At 68.1% G+C, this 16,627-nt stretch carries 16 protein-coding genes; 11 read left to right on the forward strand and 5 right to left on the reverse strand.

Going from position 1 to position 16,627, the window contains the following annotated elements; translation table 11 throughout:
* Window positions 1-107: 107 nt before the first annotated feature.
* Both G4D86_RS10360 and G4D86_RS10365 read left to right on the forward strand, forming a co-directional pair.
* Window positions 108-419, forward strand: coding sequence for a beta-propeller domain-containing protein (locus G4D86_RS10360; protein WP_163992103.1), 312 nt, complete (start codon window positions 108-110; stop codon window positions 417-419).
* A gap of 103 nt (window positions 420-522) precedes the next feature.
* On the forward strand, window positions 523-900 hold the full coding sequence (locus G4D86_RS10365; RefSeq protein ID WP_163992106.1) for a VOC family protein: 378 nt from the start codon (window positions 523-525) through the stop codon (window positions 898-900).
* Window positions 901-916: 16 nt separating this feature from the next.
* Here G4D86_RS10365 and G4D86_RS10370 read toward each other — a convergent pair whose 3' ends face one another.
* The gene (locus G4D86_RS10370) at window positions 917-1,555 is read right to left on the reverse strand and encodes a TetR/AcrR family transcriptional regulator (protein ID WP_240360159.1); all 639 of its coding nucleotides are present in this window, start codon (window positions 1,553-1,555) and stop codon (window positions 917-919) included.
* A gap of 81 nt (window positions 1,556-1,636) precedes the next feature.
* Between G4D86_RS10370 and G4D86_RS10375 the strand changes: the two genes are divergently transcribed.
* Together G4D86_RS10375 and trhA are read left to right on the forward strand one after the other, a co-directional pair.
* Window positions 1,637-2,422, forward strand: a complete 786-nt coding sequence (locus G4D86_RS10375) for a fatty acid desaturase (protein WP_163992108.1) — start codon at window positions 1,637-1,639, stop codon at window positions 2,420-2,422.
* Window positions 2,419-3,072, forward strand: coding sequence for a PAQR family membrane homeostasis protein TrhA (gene trhA, locus G4D86_RS10380; protein ID WP_163992250.1), 654 nt, complete (start codon window positions 2,419-2,421; stop codon window positions 3,070-3,072). The genes G4D86_RS10375 and trhA overlap by 4 nt, the downstream gene beginning before the upstream one ends.
* A 9-nt stretch (window positions 3,073-3,081) precedes the next feature.
* Here the strand turns inward: trhA and G4D86_RS10385 are convergent, their stop codons facing one another.
* Window positions 3,082-3,963: a hypothetical protein gene (locus G4D86_RS10385; protein WP_163992110.1), complete on the reverse strand. Its 882-nt coding sequence runs from the start codon at window positions 3,961-3,963 to the stop codon at window positions 3,082-3,084.
* A gap of 231 nt (window positions 3,964-4,194) precedes the next feature.
* Here G4D86_RS10385 and G4D86_RS10390 point away from each other — a divergent pair, with 231 nt between their 5' ends.
* The 5 genes from G4D86_RS10390 to G4D86_RS10410 all read left to right on the forward strand — a co-directional run bounded on the left by G4D86_RS10390 (window position 4,195) and on the right by G4D86_RS10410 (window position 10,360).
* Window positions 4,195-6,414 (forward strand): M4 family metallopeptidase, encoded by a 2,220-nt coding sequence (locus G4D86_RS10390; RefSeq protein WP_163992112.1) that lies wholly within the window; start codon window positions 4,195-4,197, stop codon window positions 6,412-6,414.
* A 180-nt stretch (window positions 6,415-6,594) separates the two neighbouring features.
* On the forward strand, window positions 6,595-7,587 hold the full coding sequence (locus tag G4D86_RS10395) for a hypothetical protein (RefSeq protein ID WP_163992114.1): 993 nt from the start codon (window positions 6,595-6,597) through the stop codon (window positions 7,585-7,587).
* A gap of 237 nt (window positions 7,588-7,824) precedes the next feature.
* Complete coding sequence (locus tag G4D86_RS10400; protein ID WP_163992116.1) at window positions 7,825-8,100, forward strand: hypothetical protein; 276 nt, start codon at window positions 7,825-7,827, stop codon at window positions 8,098-8,100.
* A 722-nt stretch (window positions 8,101-8,822) separates the two neighbouring features.
* Window positions 8,823-9,527: a glutathione binding-like protein gene (locus G4D86_RS10405; RefSeq protein WP_163992119.1), complete on the forward strand. Its 705-nt coding sequence runs from the start codon at window positions 8,823-8,825 to the stop codon at window positions 9,525-9,527.
* A gap of 26 nt (window positions 9,528-9,553) precedes the next feature.
* Window positions 9,554-10,360 (forward strand): MBL fold metallo-hydrolase, encoded by an 807-nt coding sequence (locus G4D86_RS10410; protein WP_163992121.1) that lies wholly within the window; start codon window positions 9,554-9,556, stop codon window positions 10,358-10,360.
* Window positions 10,361-11,164: 804 nt separating this feature from the next.
* Here the strand turns inward: G4D86_RS10410 and G4D86_RS10415 are convergent.
* On the reverse strand, window positions 11,165-12,010 hold the full coding sequence (locus G4D86_RS10415) for a hypothetical protein (RefSeq protein WP_163992123.1): 846 nt from the start codon (window positions 12,008-12,010) through the stop codon (window positions 11,165-11,167).
* 724 nt (window positions 12,011-12,734) lie between these two features.
* On the opposite strand from G4D86_RS10415, the gene G4D86_RS10420 reads away from it, so the two are divergent.
* Complete coding sequence (locus tag G4D86_RS10420) at window positions 12,735-13,037, forward strand: transposase (protein ID WP_240360173.1); 303 nt, start codon at window positions 12,735-12,737, stop codon at window positions 13,035-13,037.
* 44 nt (window positions 13,038-13,081) lie between these two features.
* The gene (locus G4D86_RS10425; RefSeq protein WP_163992126.1) at window positions 13,082-13,750 is read left to right on the forward strand and encodes a hypothetical protein; all 669 of its coding nucleotides are present in this window, start codon (window positions 13,082-13,084) and stop codon (window positions 13,748-13,750) included.
* A 141-nt stretch (window positions 13,751-13,891) separates the two neighbouring features.
* On the opposite strand, the gene G4D86_RS10430 is transcribed toward G4D86_RS10425, so the two are convergent.
* Together G4D86_RS10430 and G4D86_RS10435 are read right to left on the reverse strand one after the other, a co-directional pair.
* Window positions 13,892-14,557: a hypothetical protein gene (locus G4D86_RS10430; protein ID WP_163992128.1), complete on the reverse strand. Its 666-nt coding sequence runs from the start codon at window positions 14,555-14,557 to the stop codon at window positions 13,892-13,894.
* Window positions 14,558-15,145: 588 nt separating this feature from the next.
* Window positions 15,146-15,787 (reverse strand): recombinase family protein, encoded by a 642-nt coding sequence (locus tag G4D86_RS10435; RefSeq protein WP_163992130.1) that lies wholly within the window; start codon window positions 15,785-15,787, stop codon window positions 15,146-15,148.
* Between the last annotated feature and the right edge of the window lie 840 nt (window positions 15,788-16,627).

The following is a 16,627-nucleotide window of genomic DNA, read 5'->3' on the forward strand; positions in this document are numbered from 1 at the left end:
GCAGCTTGAGGGCAGGACGGGTGCTGTGTCTCGCGTCGCCGGGCGGAGGGCCTCGGGCTCGTTCGCCGGGCGGGCCTCGCGGGAGCAGTCACCGCCGGGAGAGCGCCATGGTGATGGAGAACTGGAGTGAGAACCAGGCCAACGTGGAGCGGATGGTGGCCGGCCGAATCGTGGACGCCGGCCCGGACCACCTGACGGTCCACGACCTCGCCGCGGGAGAGGACATCACGGTGCGCATCGACGACCGTGCCCGCTACAGCTGGACGGACGTCACGGAAGAGGGCCAGTTGACGGACACCGCCCAGATTCGCGTCGGCTACTTCATCGCCGGAGGGCTCCACATCGCCACGGAGGTCCGGGTGCTAGACCCGGGGGACGGGGAGTCCATCTCGGACATCATTCCTCGAACCCTCCACTGACGCGTGCCCACCCGGCGGGGTGACGAGCGCACGGCACGGTCCCCGCTGCGGACCTGTCCGGGCACCCCCACGATGGCTTCGAGGCGCTGACCAGGAGGCGCGGATGTTAGGGAACACCCAGGCGTTCAGCGGTTTCTCGGTGAACGACATACAGGCGGCGCGGAAGTTCTACGCGGAGACGCTGGGCCTGAAGGTGTCGGTGGAGAACGGCATCCTGTTCCTGCACATCGCCGGAGGCCGGGACGTGCTGGCCTACCCCAAGGACGACCACGTCCCCGCCACGTTCACCATCCTCAACTTCCCGGTGCCGGACGTGGAGAAGGCCGTGGACCAGCTCTCCGCGCGCGGCGTGCGCTTCGAGCGCTACCCGAAGTTCGAGAAGGACACCGACGCGAAGGGCATCTTCCGCGGCGGCGGCCCGCTGATTGCGTGGTTCAAGGACCCCGCCGGCAACGTGCTGTCCGTCATTCAAGAAGGCTAGCGGCGCTCAGGAGCGGCTAGCCGCGCCGCTTCGCGCCCTGCCGCGCTCCGGGCGAGTCCGGCTCGCGGGGCAGGTGGCGCAGCCCCATCCACCCGAGCGCCGCGACATGCCGTGACACGTGGTCGATGGAGAAGGACTTCCCCTCTGCGGCCCACCACTGGCCCACCTGCGTCACCATGCCCACCAGCGCGTTGGCGTAGATGGGGGCCACCTTGGGGTTGAAGCCCGCGCGCTCGAACTCGCTGCGGAAGATGTCGCCCACCCGCTGCGCCAGGTCGTCGATGACGCGCGTCAGGCCGCGCCGCGCGGTGGCCAGGGGCGAGTCGCGTGTCAGCACCGCGAAGCCCGCGGGCTCCTCCTTCGCGTACGTCATGAAGGCCAGCACCGCCGCCTCGAAGCGCTCGCGCGGCGTGCCGTGGGAGATGCTCTCCGACATGCGCGCCACCAGGTCGTCCATCTCCCGGTCCACGATGGCCGCGTAGAGCCCCTCCTTCGCGCCGAAGTGCTCGTAGACGATGGGCTTGGACACGCCCGCCTGCTGGGCGACCTCTTCAATCGAGGTCGCTTCGTAGCCGTGCGAGGCGAAGACCCCCCGGCCGACCTCCATCAGCTGGACCCGGCGGTCGGCTGCCGACAGTCGCTTCTTCGTCGCCACGTTGACCTCTAACCTACTCGCGAGTAACTTACTCAACCGGAACCTACTGGCCGGTAACCCACCGGCCGAGCTGGAGCCTCCATGTACCTCGCCCTCTGCGGAGCCGTCTTCCTGGCAGCGTATCTGCTCAACATCCTCACGATTTCGGTGGGTTACCACCGGGGCCTGGCGCACAAGGCGGTGCGCCTGCACCCGGCGCTGCGCAGGGCGCTCATCACCGGGGGCAACTGGCTCACCGGCCTGGACCCGAAGGCGTGGGTGGTGATGCACCGGCTCCACCACGAGCACTCGGACACGCCGTTGGACCCGCACTCGCCGGTCAACGTCGGCATTCTCGGCATCGGGATGGAGCAGTTGCGCAACTACAAGCGCGTCATCGTGGGCCTCTTGCGCGAGGAGCCGGAGTACACGCGCTATGCGAGGGACCTCGACTTCCCGCTCAACTCGCTGAACCGCACCGGCCGCTGGTACCTGCCGTACCTCCTGCACGCCGCCGTGGGACTGGCGCTGGGGTTCGGCATCGGGTGGCTGCTGGGCGCCGCGTGGTTCCTGGGGATGATGAGCCACCCGGTGCAGGGCGGCATCGTCAACTCGCTGGGGCACGCGGTGGGCGGGCGCAACTTCGATACGTCGGACAACTCGCGCAACAACCACCTGGCCGCGTGGCTCATCCTCGGCGAGGGCTTCCAGAACAACCACCACCGCTATCCGGGCTCCGCGTCCTTCTCCTACCGACGCCACGAAGTGGACCTCGGCTATGGTGCGTGCGTGCTCCTCGAGAAGCTGGGCCTCGCCACCATCCAACGTGACTACCTCATTCCTCGTCCGCCCTCGGAGTCGGCCGTCGAAGCGCAGGCCCCGTCCTGAACGCCCGGGCCGCGGAGAAGCCGAAGCTCAGAGGGGTGCTGCACCAGTTCGCCGCCGCGAGTGCGCTCGGGGCGGGCGGGGTGCTCGTGTCGATGGCGCCCACGCCCCGGGCCGCGGCGGCGGCGGCGCTGTATGCCTTCAGCCTGGTGGTGCTGTTCTCGGTCAGCGCGACGTACCACCGGGTGGACTGGTCCCCGCGCGGGCGGACGTGGATGCGGCGCATGGACCACGCGTCCATCTTCATCCTCATCGCGGGCACCTATACGCCGGTGGCGCTGCTCGGCGTCACCGGAGCCGCCGGTGACAGCCTGCTGCTCGCCATCTGGTGCGGCGCGCTCGTCGGCGTCCTCCAGTCGCTGTTCTGGGTGGGGGCGCCGAAGGTCATCACGGCGGCGCTCGCCGTCGCCGTCGGCTGGACGCTGGTGCCGTACCTCGAGGATGCACGCCGGGCGCTCGGCTTCACCGAGCTCTCCCTCATCCTCGCGGGCGGCGTCGCCTACACCACGGGCGCCATCGCGTATGCGCTGAAGCGGCCGGACCTGAGGCCCGGCGTGTTCGGGTACCACGAGCTCTTCCACGCGCTGACGCTGGTGGGCGCCGGGCTCCACTTCGCCGTGGTGCTGCGGCTCGTCCGCGCCGCGAGCGCATAGGCAAGGCGCTCAGGGAGGGCTCACCGGCGGCGCGTGGGCCTGGCGCTCCGGGCCGGGCTCCCTCGCGGCGCGGGCTCCCAGGACGAGGCCATGCGCCGCGGGGCCGGGAGCCCAGCCGGCCCAGGATTCGAACAGCGCGGCCAGCACCATCCACGCCGCCGGAGCCTGCTGGAAGCAGGCGCTCTCGCGCGCCTGGAGTGCCGCCACCACCTGGACGTGCGACTTCTTCTTCGGGCGCATCGTCGACCAGTACCGGCCCGCGGCCGCGCGGAAGTCGTCCTGCGGAAAGCGCCGCACCAGCGTGTGGAGGACGTGCACGCCGCAAGAGAGCTGTGCGTAGGGATTCAGCAGCGAGCGCTCGGGGTGGAGGGAGTGGAAGGTGCGGGCCCCCGCGCCCGCCGCCAAATCGAGTGCGAAGGCCGCCCGGTCCGCCTCCCAGTCGAACCGGCAGCCCAGCCCCTCCGCCGGGGGATAGCCGTCCATGTCCGCGTAGGAGAGCTGGAGCAGCCCCTCGCTGAGGATGGGCCGCCGCGTCACCGGGTCGATGGCCTGCCGCCGCGTGGCCCGGTCGATGATGCCCGTCTCGTTGAACATCACCCGCCTGTCCCAGCCCGACTCCGGCCCGGAGATGGCGTACAGCAGGTCCGCGTAGAACTGGAGGCGCGCGTCGGGCGCCAGCTCCGCCCACCTCGGGCAGAAGTCCGCCATCTTCTCCGCGGGCAGCGTCCGCAGCGCCGGCACCTTCGCCGCCTCCGCGCGCACGTGCGCGTCGTAGGCCGGCACCCAGCCCCGCACGGGCGCGGGCCGCGGCTCCGCGAGCGGCTCTGGCACCTGGGCCCACACGTCAGCACTCCAGACGACACTCAGCAGCAACAGCAATCGCTGACTCATGACAGGCCCTGGCTGGAAGGGAGGGACAGTCTGCTCACGCCGGGCGCCCCGTGCCTCCCCGGGGACACTCCCTGCTCACCCGTGGACACCGCTGGGCCCCACATCCGCACGGGTAGGTAGGAAGTTCAGTAACACCGGAAAATCTCGTAGGTACTTGAGAGACGGGTAATTCACGTGAGACTCTGATCCCGGCCGTATCCATCCAGGTCGTTTTTTCCAGGGGGTAACAGAATGCAGAATCGAGTACGTGGAGCGCTCGGAGTCGCGGCGCTGTCGTTCCTCGTTGGCGCGTGCAACGAGGCCGCTCCGGCGGCGGGCGCGAAGGCCCCGGAGTCCGGGAGCCGCAGCCAGCGGCTGGAGAATGGCGTCAACGTCATCGAGACGGACGCGTCCGGCGCCCCCAGCTTCATCGGTGGGGACCTGGGCACGCTGCCCGTCATCGACACGGTGGGCGCGGAGTCCCTGCAGGCGCCGCAGCTGGCCTCGGTGATTGCCACCGTGGCGCCGCTGCTGAAGCTGGACCCGGCGGACCTGTCCTTCACCAAGGCGTACAAGGACCCGCAGGGCGACGTGCACTACCGCTACGACGTCACGCGCCAGGGCCTGCCGGTGTACGGCGGCGAGCTGCGCCTGCACGCGCGTGACGGCAAGGTCTTCGCGGCGAACACCAACGTTCGCAGCGACCTGAAGGCGGCAGACAAGGCCTCCATCCCCGCCGAGGCGGCGCTGGCCGCGGCGGCCGCGGACCGCGACACGCTCGCGGGTTCCGTCACCAGCCCGGAGACGGAGCTGGTGTACTTCCGCGACGGCGACGAGCTGCGCCTGATGTACAAGCTCGAGCAGACCGGTGAGCGGCCTGACGGCACCCCCGTGCGCGACATCCTGCTGGTCGACGCGCAGAAGGGCGACGTCCAGGTGCGCATCCCGACCATCAAGGAGGCGCTCAACCGCCGCCTGCACAACCTCAACCACCTGACCACGCTGCCCGGCCCCGTGGCCCGCACCGAGGGCCAGGCCCCCGTGGCCGACCCGGTCATCAACACCAACTACAACCACCTGGGCACGGTCTACAGCTGCTACAGCTCGCTGTTCGGCCGCGACTCGCTCGACAACGCGGGTGGCATCCTCATCAGCTCGGTGCACTACAGCAACAACTACGTGAACGCCTTCTGGAACGGCACCCAGATGGTGTACGGCGATGGCGACGGCGTGAATGCCTCGAACCTGGCCAACTCGCTGGACGTGACGGCGCACGAGCTGACGCACGCCGTGACGGACAACGAGTCGGACCTCATCTACTCGGGTGAGTCCGGCGGTCTGAACGAGTCCATGTCGGACATCTTCGGCGCGGTCTGCGAGTGGTACGGCGACGGCTCCGGTGCGGTGTCTCCCCGCCACTGGCTGGTGGGCGACGACGTGTGGACGCCGAGCATCCCGAACGACGCGCTCCGCTACATGAACGACCCGGTGCTGGACGGCTCGTCGCTGGACTACTACCCGAACTACTCCTCCGGCGTGGACGTGCACTACAGCTCGGGCATCTCCAACCTGGCGTTCTACCTGCTGTCGCAGGGTGGCACGCACCCGCGCGGCAAGACCACCCAGGTGGTCGCGGGCATCGGCATCGAGAAGGCCGCGCGCATCTTCTACAAGGCCAACGCGGACATCCTCCTGGCGTCCTCCAACTTCGAGGCCGCGAAGACGGCCACGGAGCAGGCGGCCACGCAGCTCGGCTATGACGCCGCCACCGTCACCTCGGTGGGCAACGCGTGGAAGGCCGTCGGCGTGGGCGTGCCGATTCCTCCTCCGGTCAACACCCCGATGCAGAAGGGCGTCCCTGTCACGGGCCTCTCCGGCGCGCGCAACGCCAAGGTGTACTTCTCCGTGGTGGTGCCCGAGGGCGCGAAGAACCTGAAGTTCACCATGTCCGGTGGCACGGGTGACGCGGACCTGTACGTCCGTTACAACAACGCGCCGACGTCCACCTCGTACGACTGCCGTCCGTACACCGGTGGCAACAACGAGACGTGCACCTTCGCCGCTCCGGCGCAGGGCACCTGGTACGCCATGCTCAACGGCTTCAGCGCCTACTCCGGCGTGTCGCTGGTGGTGACGTGGGAGGGCGGCTACCTCCCCATCGAGCCGAACGTGCAGATCTCCGACCTGTCCGGCGCGGCGGGCTCGTCGCAGGTGTTCACCGTGCAGATTCCGGAGCGCACCACCGGCGGCACCCGCAACATCCACGTCCAGCTGCGTGGCACGGGCAACGCGGACCTGTACGTGCAGCGCGCCTCGGTGCCCTCGTTCTCCGCCTACGACTGCCGTGGCGTGAACGAGCACAGCACGGAGAACTGCAACCTGAACGGCTTCGAGCCGGGCAAGTACTACGTGCACGTCTTCGGCGCGAAGGGTGGCTTCACGGACGGCACGCTCATCGTCAAGTTCAACTGAGCTGAGGCGGAGGGGGCCGTTGTTCCGGCCTCCTCCGTCTGACGGGAAGCGCCCCGGTTGCCCGCGAGGGTGGCCGGGGCGTTTTCCGTTCTGACGCCGTGCCGGCCGCTGCCTTGCGCGTGTTATGAGGGCGTCGGTACGAGTGCGGGGGCCGGACCGACATCGCCACGAGGAATCTCGATGCGCAATGGCAGGAGTCCGTCGCTTCCCCTCAACCGCCGTCTTCGTCGCACCGTCGCCGGCCTGTTGCTCACCGTCCCCTCGCTGTCGCTCACGGCCTGTGAGGGCGAGGATGATGGTGGCTGCATCCCGTATGGCCCTTCCGAGGCTTACAGGACCAGCTTCGAGCTGCTTCCGGATGGGAGCCAGCCCACGAACGCCAACTGCATGACGCTGTGCCAGGCGATGAACCTGCCTGACCTCCAGCGCTGCGACGTCACGCTGGTCGAGACGCATCTCGTTGATGGAGGGACCGGGCAGCGGACCGATACCCGTTGTCATTACATCGCTCCGGGAGGCTGCCGCTCCGACGGACGCCATCCCGAGGGGCTCCTGGCGGGGCGGGTGGAGTCGCGGTCCGCGTTGGGCGCGCTCTTCGCGGAGATGGCCTGGCTGGAGGCCGCCTCGGTGCCCGCCTTCCTCCGGCTCGCGGAAGAGCTGAAGGCGCACGGGGCTCCCGAGGCGCTCATCCGGGCCGCGCGGCGCTCGGCGGGGGACGAGGTCCGTCACCAGCGCGCCATGGAGGCGCTGGCCCGGCATCACGGCGCGTCCGTGTCCGCCGCGGAAGTGGCTCCCTTCTCCGCGCGCTCGCTGGAGGCCATGGTGACGGAGAACGCGAGGGAGGGCTGCGTCCGGGAGATGTACGGCGCGGTGGTGGTCGGCTGGCAGGCGCGCACCGCAGGGGATGCGCGGGTGCGGGAGGAGCTCGGGCGCATCGCGGAGGACGAGTTGCGCCATGCGGAGCTGGCCTGGGCCGTGGATGCCTGGGCGGCGGAGCGGCTGTCTCCCGAGGAGCTGCGGCGCGTGCGCGAGGCGCGCGTCGAGGCGTTCCAGGAGCTGACGCGCCTCGTGGAGCAGGAGGAGCCCGAGGCGGTGCTCGTCGAACAGGCGGGGCTGCCGTCTCGCGGCGACGCTCGCCGGTTGCTTCAGGGACTTCAGGTCCTCGTCGCGTAGCGCGGTTGCGTGGTGTGGGGCTCGCCCGATTGCATCACGGGTGGCGCTTGGGAGGCGCCCTGGTTTCCCGCGAGGGGACCGGGGCGTTTTCCGTGACACGTCCCTAACGTTTCTCGCGGGCGCCGTCGTGGGGTGTGCCTCATCGCGAACCGTGACCCCCGCTCCACCCAGCCCCAGGTGTCCATCCGGGATGCCAGCGGGCAGCCGCCCGGCGAGAACAGTACTCGTATCTTGTTGATGGCAGACACCCAGTTCCACAACGTCGCGGGTGGGCGGCTGCTTGGCACAGGTTACTGGTCTGACAGCGCCATTACTGCCGTTGCAACACGGCCGCCTCAGCTCGATGCGTGGACCGGCTGGGCGGCCGCGGAGGTGCTCTGCTCCACCACGCCTCGAAAGCCAGGGTTGTGTGAGCGGCAGCTTGCGACCGCCGTGGACAAGCCCGCCGAACTGGTCGTCCACCTGGGTGATGTCCTCAACATCTCCGGCGCCCGCCGCAGCCAGGGCAGGTGAAGACGTCGAAGTCGAAACTGCGCTTCAGCAGCGTCGCCTGGTCCAACTGCGCAGCGCGCCGCTTCCTCCGCACCTCCGCAGCGCCAGCAGGGGCCTCAGTCTGGGCGTGGCCCGGCTCCGTGGCTCTCCCACACTTTGTGTGGTGCCCCTCGGGGGTAAAAGGGAAACACGGCGAATTGCCGACCGGCGCCATTCGGCAGGGAAACCAAGTTTTGCTACCTGTCGTCCCCGTACTCCAGACGCACTCCCATGGGGATCGAGCGGCGGAGCAGCCATTCGCACAGATTCTTCCTCATGCCCCTCCACGAGAAGTGCGGAGAGCCACAAACCCGGGAAGGCTCACTCCTGACTTTGGGGTGGGCACAGGCCTGATCTGGAACCGTGGCCTGGGCTCCTCCCGAGGAGGAGGCCCCGCGACCTGGAAGATCGCGAGCCCAGCCTCATGCATCAACTCCCGCCAGGCCGTCGGCTCGTGTGGGAGTCATCTACGAGAGGATTGAAGCGAGGACTCCTTGGCGCAGATGGGATGGCCTTCGTATCTCCCTGCGTGTTCGAGTTCCTCCATCCACTGCCTGCCTCGTGCGCTCCCGTAAACCTTCCTCATCCGGGCACTTCATTGGCCCAGTGAGAAACCAACGAACTGGCCCAATAGGAGGGCCAGCGCGTGTCTAGTCTGGGCTCCAGCGTGGCCGCATGACGTGGCCTCGCTGTGGAGCTTTCCGATGATTGACCTGTACTGCAGCCCCACCCCGAACGGCCTGAAGATTCGACTGTTCCTCGAGGAGACCGGCCTTCCTTACCGGCTCGTTCCGGTTCGCCTGTCGGCCGGGGAGCAGTTCGCTCCGGCGTTCCTCGCCATCTCTCCGAACAACAAGATTCCGGCCATCGTCGACCATGCGCCGCTGCACGGCGAGACGCCGCTGCCGGTGTTCGAGTCCGGCGCCATCCTGCTCTACCTCGCGGAGAAGTCCGACCAGCTCCTGCCCACGGACGGCCGGGCCCGCTTCGAAGCCACGCAGTGGCTGTTCTGGCAGGTCGCCGGCCTGGGACCGATGGCGGGGCAGGCGGGCTACTTCCGCGTCTACGCATCCGAGCCCCAGCCCGCCGCCATCGAGCGCTACACGCGGGAGGTGTCACGGCTCTACGGCGTGCTCGACCGCAGGCTCGAAGGCAGGGACTTCATCGCGGGCGGGGCGTACTCCATCGCGGACCTCGCCTGCTATCCCTGGGTCGTCCCGCATGCGGCGCACGGGCAGACGCTCTCGGCCTTTCCCAACGTCGAGCGCTGGTTCGAGCGCATCAAGCAGCGGCCCGCCACTCAGCGCGTCTACGACTCCGTCGAGGACGTGTACACGAAGAAGCAGGACCTGTCCGCCGAGGCCCGCCAGGTTTTGTTCCATCAGGGAGCTGCTCCGGCGGCGCGTTGAAGTTCCCCATTCATCCGAGCCCCATCATGCCTCTCTATCTATGTGAGACCTGCGGCACGCAGTACGCAAAGACGCCCGCGCCTCCCGAGCACTGTCCCGTATGCGAGGACGAGCGCCAGTATGTGGGCTGGAACGGCCAGCGGTGGACGACGCATGAGGCCCTCGCGAGGAAGTACACGCTGCGCATCGAGGAGGACGCGGGCCTGTTGGGCCTCAGCCTGCCGGCGGACTTCGCCATTCCCCAGCGGGCGCTGCACCTGCCGACGGACGCGGGCAATGTGCTCTGGGAGTGCATCAGCCTCGTCACGGATGAGGCGGTCTGCGCGCTGAAGGCGCGCGGGGGGGTGGACCGAATGGTCATCTCGCATCCGCACTTCTACACATCGATGGTGGAGTGGAGCGAAGCGCTGGGCGGCGTGCCCATCCTGCTGCACGAAGCCGACAGGGAATGGGTGCGCAGGCCGTCGGCGAGCATCCGGTTCTGGAGTGGGGACGTGCTCCGGCTCTCGGAGGACGTCACGCTCATCCGCTGCGGCGGACACTTCCCGGGCAGCACCGCGCTCCATTGGAAGCGGGGACCGCGCGCTGGCGGAGCGCTGTTCCCCGGCGACGCGTTGCAGGTCGTCTCCGACCGGCGCCACGTCACGTTCATGTACAGCTATCCCAACTTCATCCCGATGAAGCCGAGCGACGTGCGGAGCATGCGCGAGCGCCTGCGCTCCTACGACTTCGAGGACGTGTTCGGCTACACCTGGGGGCGCAACATCCTCGGCGGCGGGCGAGCGGCCGTGGAGACCTCCTTCGAGCGCTACCTGTCCGCGGTCTCTGGCTGAGACGCAGTTGCGGTACGGGGGGCAGGGGAGGGGCTCGTTCCGTCGCGAGCCCGACCACCGGGCGCCTCCAACTCAGACCCCGAACGTTCCTGGCGCGGGGCCTTTGCTTGCCAAGGCCGCGCCGGAGCCATACCCAGGCCCGAAAGGTCGCGGCGCGCGGAGCCAGGGTGCCCGCGTGCTTCCATGGACTCCGGGGCGCTGTCAGGCACCGGTGCTCTTCGGCGACCCTCGTGAGCGATGGGACTCCGATACGCTTCACAGAAGGCGGAATTGGCGGCCAGTCTCACCTCGGCGTCCGGTAGCCCCTCTGTGCGCCCCCCTTGGACGCTGGCGGGCCGTGGCCCTCGAGGGGTGCGCGGCCCCCCGCCGCCTGACTGCGCGCGCACTCCTTGCCTGTGGGGCGGCCTCTATGGCCCAGCCGGTGACTCCCCGTCTTCGAGCAACTGGGGCTATGCGGCGACCTGATCGTCGGACGTGCGAAGCTGGCTACTCTCTACCTTGCCCGCAATCAACCCGGAGACCATGCGCTCGCCACCGAGTTGCTGAAAGCCGCACTCCGCGAAGCACGGGACATGCGCCTGCCCGACGCAGACCAGATCATTGCACTCATGAAACAACGTGGGATTGATGAGTAGCGCGTGGTTTCTGGCTTGTCCGGCGACTCAACACCCGTGCCATCGTCCCAAGCCATGGCCCCCACTGATTGCTCCATCCAGGGACTCACGAGCCGGCTCGCCATCACTGACTCGGATGAGGACGGGCTCTCTCCCTGAGCAGAAGCGCGCACCATCCCAGAGCGCGCCGCTACTCATCGTCATAGGGCCAGAAGCGGGTGCGTCGTCGTTCGGGCACTGCGCCGCTCCCCGGGCCCACGGGGACACTCAGCGCCCGTACCAGTCCGACGAGCCACTCGTGGGGTGGCTCGAATGTCCGCGCGGGGTGGAAGCCATCCTCATCCTCCACGACACTGCTCGGGCCTTCGTCATTCTCGAAGCGGCGCATCAGCTCCTCACGAGGAATGGCCGGAAGCAGCTCCAGGAACTGGGGCGCGGGAAGCGGCTTGGGCGCGGGCTTGAAGAGCTTCTGCTTCAGGGCTTCGAGCGGCCCGGAGGGCTCCGCATGAATCACCCCCTCGACGCCGACCCGGACCGGCGCTTCCGCCCACGGCGACACCGCAGCCGAGAAGAGCGCATCCAGCGTGTCGCCGGCCTTCGCCCTGCTGACTCCCGCCTCCTGCACGGCCCGCAGCCACGCCTTGGGGGAGGGTGAGCCAAAGCCCACGCCGCAGTCCTCCGTCGACAGAATCAGCTCGAAGTACGAGCCCTCGTCGGTGCGGTCGGGTATCCACAGCAACTGCTCCCCGAGCCGCCACGCGGACCAGCAGGTGGCGTCATCCCCGCACCAGAGCTGCCATTCCCCCCTCGCCGCCTGGGGCACCAGGCCCTTCAGCCATGCGGAGACGATGGCGCGGGCCCGCTCGACGGGAAGGTCCCGCTTGCGGAGCTCCTCCAGTATCCGCGCGGCCCGCGCATCCACCTGCGCGGGCCGGGTGGGCAACCAGCGCGGCGCATCGGGCATCCAGGCCGGGCGATTGAGGGCCCGGCCATCCGCCGCGAGCCGGACGGGCTCCAGCCACTCACGTGTACTCACGTCGTACACCTCGAGCCGGCCACCCTCGACGTCGAGGATGAACCACGTGAGGAACTGAGTCCCGCTGTGCTCGTCGTCCTGCGTGAACCAGGGCGCCAGCCGCTATCGAGCGCCTCGCGCGTCGGCAGTTTGCGCCAGCCCCAGGGAGCGGAAACAAACGCTTTCGCGACACCCTTCGCTCCGCCATGGCGGCGCAGGAGGCGCAGGAGGAAGACGCCCAGCATCTCGGGAACACCGTCGTCGGAGACCTCGATACCTCGCCACCGGTCCCGGGTTCCCACCGCGAGAATCGCTGGTTCGCTCATGCCCGGACTCTCTCATGACCCGAGCACGGCAATGACAGGAGTGTGGCCAGCACGTCCCTCGCGCCACACGCCAGCGGCCGGCGCTGGCGCTTCGGAAGCGAGGAGCAGACTGGTGGCAGCTCACCACTCGGACGTCCGCGGTTGCACGGTGAACCGCGAGCTTCTGGCATGGTGGCGCCCATGGCACCCACCCACCGCACCATCCAGGGCCCCGCGGGCCGGCTCGCCGTCACCGACTCCGGTGAGGGCGGGCTCCCCGTCCTCTTCGTCAACAGCAACGCCGGCAGGCGCGAGCAGTGGGCCGCTCAGCAGGCACACCTGAAGCAGCGCTCCGTGTCCTTCGACCTGCGCGGCATGGGTGACGAGCATAGGCGGCATGGGAGCCCAGTTGCGTGCGAGGGCCGGGGTAGCTGTTGCTGGTGCTCGACAGGGCCAGCTGCCACACCGCCCAGAAGTCTCAGCGGCTCGCCGCGCGTCTCGGTACCCACCTGGTGCTGCTGCCCAAGCAGCGCTCGGAACTCAACTGCATGGACCACCTCTGGCGTCCACTCAAGCAGCGCGTGTCCGCCAACCGGCAGTACCCTACGGTGCAGCAGCATGTCGATGCCGCCATCCAGTGGGTGTTGGGCCTGTCGCCCCAGGATGCCCTCCGCAAGGCAGGCTGCCTGGCCGAGGGCTTCTGGCTGCGTGATTTGTTAGAGAACTTCTGGCGGCCTACTTAGGATAAAGTGCCCGGCCCCCCGAGTGACACGTGATGGACTTGGCCATGAGCATTGATACGAAGGCTGTACTGAACGAGATCGATGGCGTACTCGGCGAATGGACCGCCCTCCGCAGTAGGTCGCAGTATGACGACTGCTCGGATCTCCCCCCGGCGGATATCGCTAGCGTGGGCAGCCAGCTCGCCGCGTGCATCGAACGCATGGCTCCCCCCGGCAGTATTTACCGCCGTATCCTCGCCGACTACCTCAAGAAGTACGACTTCACGAACGTCTTTGGTATTCCGAACCTCAAGGGCGCCCTTGACGGCCTCCGAGCCGACATCGCGGCCGGCCGGCATCGGAGCTTTGAAGAGCTTGTTCACGCGGAGCTGTTCGCGGATCTGCTCGACGCCGCCGCTCACCTACTTGAGGAAGGCTGGAAGGACCCGGCTGCGGTCACCGCAGGGGCCGTTCTTGAGGAGCATCTCCGAAAGCTCGCACTGAAGACCGGCATCGCCGTCGAAGCCCAGAACGGGAAGCCCAAGAAGGCTGACTTTCTGAACGCTGAGCTTGCTGGCGCGGATGTCTACTCGAAGCTCGACCAGAAGAACGTCACCGCATGGCTTGGCCTGCGAAACAGCGCGGCGCATGGAAAGTACACCGAGTACACGAAGGAGCAGGTGAGCCTCCTCATCCAGTCCCTCCGCGACTTCGTGACCCGTCATCCGGCATAGGTCGCAAGCACGCTGAGATGTCTGCGCGGCAAGAATCGGTCGTTTCCGGCCAGGGGCGAGCTCGCTGCGTAACGATGTGGATTCACGCCCTCCCTCCTCTGGTGGCGTCCGGGCGTTTTCGGCCACCTGGGGCCATCAAGGTCAAGGGAGCGTGATTCTGGTTCGCACTCTTCTGCTGACCTTTGCTGACCGCTCCTTCAGGTGCCCGTTCTCTTCAAAGAGGATCTTCTCTTCGTGGGCATCGAAGTACGCATCGCGTCTACCGACGGTGCACTTCAGCAAGTCATCCGCCAGCACATCAGCGAGGTCCCTGAACGCCTCGCTGCGAATCTCCCTGCGATCTCCTTCTGCATCGGCCGCGACGGAAGCGGGGACGGCGAAGTAACCATTCGGCGAGTAGTCCACCACTACACCCCGGAGTCCCTCGATCTTGCGAGCTTGATTCGCAACGTTGGGATCGCGCTCAGTCCAGCGATTCTTCGCCTGGATCGGTAAGAGCTTTCGACCAATGGTTCCGCCATCGGCATCGCGCACTTCGATTTCAAGGATCGAGTCTGCGCCTATGCGCTTCTCGGCTGCGCCTTTGCCCCGGCCTCGCAGCTTCCAGGCTGAGGTGGCCCAGGTCACCTCTCCGGCCTGCGTCATCACAGAACCATTGACGTTGACCATGATCTGCTCGTTGAGGGCGCCAGTAACGCTGTCCTCGTCGCGCGCGTGAAACCGGTAGCGGGACGCAGCATCGCGTACCGCAGAACGGTACTGGTCACGGATCTTCGCCGCGACCTTCGGTGGGAGAAGGTCCTCCATCCCATCCTTTTACACCGGCCTGTGCGAGGTGTCGCCGCAACGTGGTTCGCTTCACGCCCTTCTGGCGAGCGGCCTCCGCGACCGGCACCCCGGACGCTACCAGGTCGGCAGCGGCCCGCACGAGGACTGGAGACGCCGGCGGCCGCCCCAGGCGCTTGCCCTGGGCCCGGGCGCGCTCCAGGCCGGCCTTGGTGCGCGCGATGAGCCGGTATCGCTCCTGCTCTGCGCTCCAGCCGGAGAGCGCCACCAGGAGGGAACGCACGGGCCCCAATGATGGCTAGGCCCTACCGGCGCCTCATGGGACGCAGGTCAACCGACCTCTTGAGGTCGCCCGACGCCCTGTCGAAGACGTGTTCGGCAGTCGCGTGCCGTACCCTGACCGGACCGCGAATGGTCAGCGTCGTCGCGCCTTCAACCAGGTCAGCGTAGAGGCCCCCTTCGACATACCCCCGGAACCGCTTGACGGCGTCGGTGACACTGGAGGCAAGGAGAGTCCTTTGGAGCCGACCGCATACGCACGTGAATTGCTCGCTCATGGCTGACCGAGGATAGCCGCCACCCCTGACTCGCCCCTGTCCCGGAAGTAGGCTACTTGGCCGCCCCCTGCTGCCGCTCCTCGTCCGCAGGGCGCCGGCCGGGCTGGGCGGCCCCAACTTTTTGGGCCAGGGAGCGCTGCACCGTGGAGCGCGACACCTTCAGGGCGATGGCGATCTCCCGGATGGTCCGCCCCTGGTTGCGCAGGGCCTCCAGCTTCACCAGGTCGGCCCCGGTGAAGCGCGAGGGCCTTCCCCAGCCCTTGCCCTCGGCCTCCACCCGCTCCCGGGCGGCGGCGATGCGCTCGTTGATAGCCAGCCGCTCCATCTTCGCCGCCCAGGACATCACGGCGAGGATGACCTCGGCCGCTGGACCATCCAGAAAGAATCCATCAGCGATGCTGATGACCTCAACGCCGGCCGACCGCAGCTCCTCGATCAGCTCGAAGGTGTCGCGGATGCCGGAGCGGGTCAGCCGGTCCAGGCGGAAGACGTAGAGCCTGTGCACGTGCCCGGCCCTGGCATCGGCCCGGAGGCGGTCCATCTCCGGACGGGCCATGGTCTTTCCGCTGCGCTTCTCCGCGTACCAGGCACCGATAGTATCCCCTCGAGCCGCAGCGGCCCGCTCGATGGCGGACCGCTGCGTGGGGAAGTCCTGGGTCTTGGAGCTGACTCGAAGGTAGGCGACGGCGGTCATGCCGCACAGACGGCGATTTCGCCTTCCGAATCCGGGGGTCGGGCCCGGTGTCAGATTTCACGATGCAGTAGCGGCGAAGACCTCCTACTCGCACTCGGTCGTGAACAGGGTCCCGACTTGCTTGATGCGACACGTAGGCGTGCTCCCGTCTGACCGAACGCACTTGCGCGTGTCCTGGGTGAAGATCGGCCACTTCTCGTTGAAGCCAGACGTGGTGGGCACCTTCCGAAGGCTCCACGACGGCTCCAGGTTGCCAGGCGGCAGCCTGGGGCCTCGAACGCACTGCACGATCCGCCCCTTGCTCTCGTAGCCTCCTGCCACCATCCGAACTAGTACCTCAGCACAGAGGTTTTGAAGGGTTCAGGCGGCAGCGGCGAGCGCCGCCTGCGCTTGGGGATACGCCCGCCCGAGTTTGGTGCGGGCGTTCTCGACAGTGAAGCGCCAGCGGACGCGAGCACGCTCCTTGTTTCGCGTCCGCTCCCAGCGGGCCACCTCCCGCTTGAGTGTGGCCTTATCGGGAATGCGCCTGTCGAGGCACTGGGAGCATAGGCGGCATGGGAGCCCAGTTGCGTGCGAGGGCCGGGGTAGGTGGTGGGCCAGGAGGGTCTTGCGACATGCCCTGGACGGAGAAGGAGGCCCCCCAAGGAGGCCTGCACGTCGCGCTCCAGGCGCACCACTGCCTTGCGCGGGCGACCGGTTGCCGCGAGCTGCTCGAGAGGGTGCGACCCTCAGCCGAGAGTTACTCCCAGAGAGCCAGCTGCGGTGGCCCCAGCGCCGGAGCCAGGCGCGGCGGCTGCTCGGGCAGCTGAAGGTGACGGAGAATGCGCCGGATGACGGCGC

The sequence above is a fragment of the Pyxidicoccus caerfyrddinensis genome, assembly GCF_010894405.1.
Taxonomy (GTDB): Bacteria; Myxococcota; Myxococcia; order Myxococcales; family Myxococcaceae; genus Myxococcus; species Myxococcus caerfyrddinensis.

Bases quoted from the DNA above. Each gene is read 5' to 3' on its own strand.
- G4D86_RS10360 (WP_163992103.1), top strand. From the start codon at position 108: ATGGTGATGGAGAACTGGAGTGAGAACCAGGCCAACGTGGAGCGGATG.
- G4D86_RS10365 (WP_163992106.1), top strand. From the start codon at position 523: ATGTTAGGGAACACCCAGGCGTTCAGCGGTTTCTCGGTGAACGACATA.
- G4D86_RS10375 (WP_163992108.1), top strand. From the start codon at position 1,637: ATGTACCTCGCCCTCTGCGGAGCCGTCTTCCTGGCAGCGTATCTGCTC.
- G4D86_RS10385 (WP_163992110.1), bottom strand. From the start codon at position 3,963: ATGAGTCAGCGATTGCTGTTGCTGCTGAGTGTCGTCTGGAGTGCTGAC.
- G4D86_RS10390 (WP_163992112.1), top strand. From the start codon at position 4,195: ATGCAGAATCGAGTACGTGGAGCGCTCGGAGTCGCGGCGCTGTCGTTC.
- G4D86_RS10395 (WP_163992114.1), top strand. From the start codon at position 6,595: ATGCGCAATGGCAGGAGTCCGTCGCTTCCCCTCAACCGCCGTCTTCGT.
- G4D86_RS10400 (WP_163992116.1), top strand. From the start codon at position 7,825: ATGGCAGACACCCAGTTCCACAACGTCGCGGGTGGGCGGCTGCTTGGC.
- G4D86_RS10405 (WP_163992119.1), top strand. From the start codon at position 8,823: ATGATTGACCTGTACTGCAGCCCCACCCCGAACGGCCTGAAGATTCGA.
- G4D86_RS10410 (WP_163992121.1), top strand. From the start codon at position 9,554: ATGCCTCTCTATCTATGTGAGACCTGCGGCACGCAGTACGCAAAGACG.
- G4D86_RS10425 (WP_163992126.1), top strand. From the start codon at position 13,082: ATGAGCATTGATACGAAGGCTGTACTGAACGAGATCGATGGCGTACTC.
- G4D86_RS10430 (WP_163992128.1), bottom strand. From the start codon at position 14,557: ATGGAGGACCTTCTCCCACCGAAGGTCGCGGCGAAGATCCGTGACCAG.
- G4D86_RS10435 (WP_163992130.1), bottom strand. From the start codon at position 15,787: ATGACCGCCGTCGCCTACCTTCGAGTCAGCTCCAAGACCCAGGACTTC.